Below are 5,993 nucleotides of genomic sequence, written 5' to 3'. Positions count from 1 at the left end.
GGTCCGCAGGGCCGCCGGTCGCCTGGGTGACCTCGCGGTTCGGGAGATCCGTGGGGGCCGGCGGCGCGACGACGACCCGCAGCCGGAAGCCGGGCGTAGGGCCGTCCGCGGTCGCGGGACCGGCTTCGATCCGGCCGCCCGACGCCGCGACCCGCTCGGAGAGCCCCGCTAGGCCCGCGCCCGCGCCGCGGCCCGCGGCGTCGGCGGGTCCGCTGCCGTCGTCGACCACCTCGATGCCGCGATCGTCGACGGTGACGCGCAGATGGTGCGCGCCGCTGTGGCGTACGGCGTTGGTCACCCCCTCGCGGACCACCCAGCCGAACAGCTCCCGTAGCGCCCCGGGCACCTCGTCGACGGAGGCGGGCAGCTCGGCCCGGATTCCCGCCGCGGCGAGCACCTGGCGGGCCGCGGCAAGCTCGGTGACGAGGCTGACCTCCCGGTAGCCGGCGACGGTGGCCCGCACGTCGGCCAGGCCCTGCCGGCCGAGCGCGGCGACCTCCGCCATCTCGGTGGCGGCGCGGGCCGGGTCCCGGCGGGCGAGCTTCGAGGCGAGCTCGGCCTTCACCGTGATCGTGGTGAGCGCGTGGCCGAGCAGGTCGTGCAGGTCACGGGCGATCCGCAGCCGTTCCTGTTCCTTGGCCAACCGCTCGATCTCCTGGTGGGCGCGGGACAGCTCGACCTGGTTACGCGTACCGACCCGGATCCCGTACGCGGTCAGCGAGGCGAACAGCGCCGGGCCGGACAACGACCACTGCTCGCCCTGCACGTTCCACCACTCGATGTGCTCGGGTAGCCAGGTGTCGACGGCGGCGATCGCGAAGACCAGCGGAATGGAGGCGACCGGACGCAGCAGCAGGACCAGCGTCACGGCCAGGTAGACCGACATCACCAGCCCGCGGCAGGTACGCGGCGATGCAGGCCGTCATCCCCAGCAGCAGTGGGACCCGCAGCTCCCACCGGCCGCGGAAGGCGACCAGCGGCACCACCCACAGGTAGAGCAGGCAGAACGCGACGATCAAGGCGCAGCCGAACACGATGACGCCGGGGCTGTCGTGCAGGGCGAACATGTCCGAGACGGCGTAGCTGAGGTAGACCAGGAAGACGCTGGTGATCCGGCGCCAGCGCCAGCCGTCCATGCTGGCTCGGCCCGCTCGCTCCAGCTGCGCAGGCTGTAGCAGCCAGCGGCGCAGCGCTCCCGCCGTGCCGGCCCCGCCGCCGGCGGCGCCGGCCACCCGCCCGGCCATCGTCATCGTCTCCCCGTCCGGTCGCTGTGCCGACGCCGCGCCGGCCCGGCGCGGCGTCAAGCGCGGAGCTGGTCGCGCAGGTAGGCGCGACCAGCGAGGGTGCCGAGCACGGCCGTCCACACCGCCAGGGTGACCAGGCCGCGTCCGCCGATCCAGCCACCGGCGAGCACCGCCCGGCCGGACTGGGCCGACCAGTACATGGGCAGAACCTTCACGATATCGGCGAGCCAGCCCGGGAAGTTCTCCACCGGCACCCAGATCCCGCCGGCCAGGGCCAGCAGGCTGAACACCCCGCCGGTGACCGCCTGCATGTTCTCCGGGCGCACCAGGTAGCCGAGCCAGATCGCGAACGCCGCGAGCGGTACCAGGCCGAGCAGGACCGACGCGCCCGCGCCGAGGTATGTCCCGGCCGACAGTCGGACCCCGTGCATCGCGTCGCCGGCGACGAACACGGTGACGATCGGCAGGACGGCCAGGGTGAACCCGGTGATCGCCTTGCCCAGCACGTACTGCGGCCCGGTCAGGGCGGTCAGCCGAAGCTGCCGGTTCCAGCCGATGGAGCGCTCGGTCGTGATCCGCCCGGCGGTGACGAGCACGGCGTTCATGGCCCCGTACGACGCCATGCTGATCATGATGTAGGGGGCGACGGTGAGGTTACCCAGCCGGTCGTCGGCGCCCTGCGAGGCGCTGAATGCGCCGAACAGGATGATCGGCAGAAACAGGGTGAAGATCAGCAGGCGGGTGTTGCGTCAGACCCGGGTGACCTCGGACCGGACGTAGCGCAGGAAGGTGACCGCCGCGCCGCTGATCGGGGCGTCGGCCGCGGGGGTGGTGGTCATGACGCGGACTCCTTGCGGCCCGCGGCAGCGCCCCGCGCGGGGATCGGGACGGCGGGCGACGCGGCTGCGGTGGCGGTGTCGTCGGTGGTCAGGGCGACGAAGGCGTCCTCCAGGCCGGCGCCGACGATCTCGATGTCCTCGGCCGTCGGGTGGGTGGCGAGCAGTGCGCGCAGGGCCGCGTCGCTGTCCGGGCAGGTCAGCGTGACCGACTCCCCACGGCCCTCGGCTCGCGCCACGCCCGGCAGCCGGCCGAGCCCGGCGAGCCCAGCGGCGTCCAGCCCGCGCAGCGTGGCCCGGATCGTCCGGCCGCCGACGAGCGCCTTGACCTCCGTGGTCGGGCCGTCGGCGATGACCCGGCCGCGGCGCAGCAGGACGATCCGGTCGGCGAAGGCGTCGGCCTCCTCCAGGTGGTGGGTGGCGAACAGCGCGGTCCGCCCGCCGGCGGCCCAGACCCGCATCGACGCCCAGAACGCCCGGCGGCTCGCCACGTCCATCGCGGCCGTCGGCTCGTCGAGGACGATCAGGTCCGGGTCGGGGAGCAGGGCCAGGGCGAAGCGGACCCGTTGGCGCTGCCCCCCGGAGAGCCGGTCGGTGCGGGTGTCGGCGAGATCACCGACGCCGGCGCGGGCCAGCACCTCGGCGGTCGGCAGCGCGCGGGGGTACAGCGCGCGCACCGCCGTCAGCATCTTCCCCACGGTGATTTCGGGCAGCAGCCCGCCGTTCTGCAACATCGCGCCGACCAGCCCGGCGGTGCATGCCTGCCGCGGGGCGCGGCCGAACAGCCGCACCGTGCCGGAGTCCGGGCGGGTCAGGCCGAGCAGCATGTCGATGGTCGTCGACTTGCCGGCGCCGTTCGGTCCGAGCAGGGCGACCACCTCGCCGGGCGCGATCGCCAGGTCGACGCCGTCGACGGCCTGCACGCCGCCGTACCGCTTGCGGACGCCGACCAGGTGCACGCTGTGGGGCGGCGTCAGGCCGGGTTCGGCGCCGGCCCGGAACGCGGCGCGGGACGCCGATCCGGGCGGCGGGGGGGTTCTCATCATGGATCGAGGGTCCCGGTTCGCGGCCGGCCGCCCCAGTCATTACCGTCACCGGCCCGTCGTGACAACTGTCATGCCGACGGATGCGCCGCGGATCCCCGGACCATGCCCGGGGCCGGTGAGGATCAGGCGGCGGTGCCGCCGGACGCGCCGAGGGCGCGGAAGACGAAGTCGGTGACCCGGTCCGCCGTCTCGGTGGGGCTGTCGGCTGGCGGGCACAGGAGCTGGCGGTCCAGGGCTCGGCCGAGAACCGCCTGGATCTGCTCGGCGTCGGCCCGCGGGTCCGCCCAGGGGAAGGAGCCATCCTCGACGCCCCGACGCAGGATCGCCGAGAGGGCCTCTTCCTGCGTGGTCTGGAACCGCTCTCGTTCCGCGGCGAAACCGCGGGCTCGGAGGGTCTCCTCGGAGCTCAGGATCAGCGCGCGGCGGCGGCGAGGCTGCGTCGACATCAGGTGCAGCACGCCGTCGATCCAGCGGCGCAACGCCTCGCGGGCGGTCGCGGCCGCGTCGATCGACGAGGTCAGCTCGGCGGTGACGCGCTCGCAGTCGCGGCGGAACAACGCCAGCAGCAGGCTGTCCTTGGACGCGAAGTGGCGGTAGAAGGCGCGCGTCGACAGGCCGGCGGCGTGCAGGATGTCGGTGATCGCCACGGAGACGCCCTCGCTCGCGAGCAGGCACCGGTAGGCGGCGTCCATGATCAGTTCTCGCTCGTCGTCCTGGTCGTCCGGGACCGCCACGGTGCCACCTCCTCGCCCTCGTCACGTCCCGCCGCAGCGCCGGAAGTGCCTTGACGATCACCCTACCGGCGTCGGGCCGCCCGCCCGAGCCCGGCCCCACCTCCCGGCCCGGGGGGCCGCCGCGCGGATCAGGCGGCTATTTGCCAGGGTGGACGGATGGACCTGCGCATCTTCATCGAGCCTCAGCAAGGCGCCTCCTACGAGCGGCAGCTCGCCGTGGCGAGGGCCGCCGAGGACGCCGGCTTCGACGGATTCTTCCGTTCTGACCACTACCTGCGGATGGGGCCGGGTGATCCGTCGCCGGGCCCCTCGGGCCCCTCGGACTCCTGGGTGACGCTGGGGGCCCTGGCCCGCGAGACCTCGCGGATCCGGCTGGGCACCCTCGTTACCTCCGCGACCTTCCGGTTGCCCGGGCCGCTGGCCGTCGCCGTCGCGCAGGCGGACGCGATGAGCGGCGGCCGGGTGGAGCTGGGCCTCGGCGCCGGGTGGTTTGCGGCGGAACACACCGCCTATGGCATCCCGTTTCCCTCGGTCGAGGAACGGTTCGACCGGCTGACCGAGCAGCTTGCGATCATCACCGGGCTGTGGGGAACCCCATCCGGCGAGACCTTCTCCCACGACGGCCGGTACTACCAGCTCGCCGACAGCCCGGCGCTGCCGAAGCCGGCTCAGCGGCCTCGGCCGCCGATCATCATCGGGGGAGCCGGGCCGCGGCGTACCCCGCAGCTCGCCGCCGCCTACGCGGCCGAGTTCAACGCCGCCTTCGCCCCCGCAGAGGTGGTCGGGCAGCGGTTCGCCCGGGTCCGAGAGGTGACCGCGGCGGCCGGGCGGGATCCGGCGGATCTCGTCTACTCCACGGCGAACGTCGTCGTCTGCGCGAAGTCCGACGCGGACCTTGCCCGGCGGGCCGAGCGCATCGGCCGCGAGGTCGACGAGTTGCGCACCAACGGCTTCACCGGCACCCCCGAGGAGATCCTGGCCAAGCTCGCGACCTTCGGCCCCGACGGCGCCGGGGCCAGCCGGATCTACCTCCAGGTCCTCGACCTGGACGACCTCGACCACCTCGACCTGATCGCCACCGAGGTGCTCCCGCACGTCTGAGCGGGCCGGGGCGGCGGCCACCGGCCGTCTGCGCGTCTGCACCGCGGCATGTCTGCACCGCGGCATGTCGGCACGGAACAGGGAGTTTCAGGCTCTCCTGACGAGCCGGAGGCTATCGACGGCCGTCTCGGCCGCCGCCGGCGCGGCGAGCAGCCGCCCCAGCGCCGCCGCGACCCGCTCCGAGATGATCGTGGCCAGGCCGTGCCGGGACCAGACCGCGAGCGGCAGCGGCGCGGGTTTCGGCAGGTCGTCGCGTGCCGCGAGTCCCTCGGGCGTCTGCCCCATGGTGGCCATCAACGCGACCCCCAGGCCGGCGCCCACGGCCGCCTGGACGCCGGCGAGCTGGATCGCCTCCGCGCCGATCACCGCGGGGATCGCCTGCGAGGACAATGCCTCCAACGCGCAGGTGCGCAGCGCGCAGGGATGGTCGAAGGCGACCACCGGCACCGGCTGCGCCGCCGCCGGCCGCCGCCACAGGGGGGAGGAATACCAGGTCAGTTCCAGCTCACCGACCGGCGTCGCGTGCAGGTCGGTGAGCGGGCCGAGCAGCAACGCCAGATCGATCCGCCCCGCGTCCAGCCCCTCGCGCAGGGTGGTGCCGCGGTCGATGCGGAAGCGGATGCGATAGCCGGGCAGGGACTGCTCCAGCGCCGCGGCGAGGAAGGGCAGCAGCTGCGCCGCGGCGTGCTCCGTCGAGCCGATCACGACCGTCTGCTCGGTCTCCATGCCGAAACCGTGCAGGGTCTCGTCGTGGATGGCCAGAATCCGCCGGGCCTGGCGGAGCAGGTGCTCGCCGTCGGGGGTCAGCCGGGAGCCGCGTCCCTGGCGTTCGATCAGCGCGCGTTCGGTGGCGGACTCCAGCCGGCGCACGTGCTGGCTCACCGCCGCCTGGCTCAGGTGCAGCGACGTCGCGGCCCGCTGGAAGCCGCCACACTCCGCGACAGCGACGAAGCTGCGCAGCGGGGCGATGTCCAGTGAGCCATTCCCGGCAACGATTTGTGAGGTTGGGTAATTGTTGCGGGGTGTGAGTGT

7 protein-coding genes are annotated in these 5,993 nt (G+C 73.9%); 1 reads left to right on the top strand and 6 read right to left on the bottom strand.

The annotated features are described in order from the left end of the window. The 5 genes from G6R25_RS28030 to G6R25_RS20235 form a co-directional block, all read right to left on the bottom strand. The coding region (locus tag G6R25_RS28030) for a sensor histidine kinase (protein ID WP_235949228.1) at positions 1 to 766 on the bottom strand (766 nt) is incomplete at its 3' end. Further along, positions 684 to 1,250, bottom strand: a complete 567-nt coding sequence (locus tag G6R25_RS28025; RefSeq protein ID WP_235949223.1) for a hypothetical protein — start codon at positions 1,248 to 1,250, stop codon at positions 684 to 686. The genes G6R25_RS28030 and G6R25_RS28025, both read right to left, overlap by 83 nt. A 50-nt stretch (positions 1,251 to 1,300) precedes the next feature. After that, on the bottom strand, positions 1,301 to 1,966 hold the full coding sequence (locus G6R25_RS20245; RefSeq protein WP_268904191.1) for an ABC transporter permease: 666 nt from the start codon (positions 1,964 to 1,966) through the stop codon (positions 1,301 to 1,303). A gap of 113 nt (positions 1,967 to 2,079) precedes the next feature. Continuing rightward, positions 2,080 to 3,126, bottom strand: a complete 1,047-nt coding sequence (locus G6R25_RS20240; RefSeq protein ID WP_205447288.1) for an ABC transporter ATP-binding protein — start codon at positions 3,124 to 3,126, stop codon at positions 2,080 to 2,082. Between the two features lie 122 nt (positions 3,127 to 3,248). After that, the gene (locus G6R25_RS20235) at positions 3,249 to 3,860 is read right to left on the bottom strand and encodes a TetR/AcrR family transcriptional regulator (RefSeq protein ID WP_163554202.1); all 612 of its coding nucleotides are present in this window, start codon (positions 3,858 to 3,860) and stop codon (positions 3,249 to 3,251) included. Positions 3,861 to 4,016: 156 nt separating this feature from the next. On the opposite strand from G6R25_RS20235, the gene G6R25_RS20230 reads away from it, so the two are divergent. Further along, the gene (locus G6R25_RS20230) at positions 4,017 to 4,961 is read left to right on the top strand and encodes an LLM class F420-dependent oxidoreductase (RefSeq protein WP_163554201.1); all 945 of its coding nucleotides are present in this window, start codon (positions 4,017 to 4,019) and stop codon (positions 4,959 to 4,961) included. An 87-nt stretch (positions 4,962 to 5,048) separates the two neighbouring features. Here G6R25_RS20230 and G6R25_RS20225 read toward each other — a convergent pair whose 3' ends face one another. Next, positions 5,049 to 5,957, bottom strand: a complete 909-nt coding sequence (locus tag G6R25_RS20225; protein ID WP_163554203.1) for a LysR family transcriptional regulator — start codon at positions 5,955 to 5,957, stop codon at positions 5,049 to 5,051. Positions 5,958 to 5,993: the final 36 nt, after the last annotated feature.

This window comes from Candidatus Frankia alpina, assembly GCF_902806485.1.
Lineage (GTDB): Bacteria > Actinomycetota > Actinomycetes > Frankiales > Frankiaceae > Frankia > Frankia alpina.
This window is presented reverse-complemented; position numbering and strand designations above follow the sequence as displayed.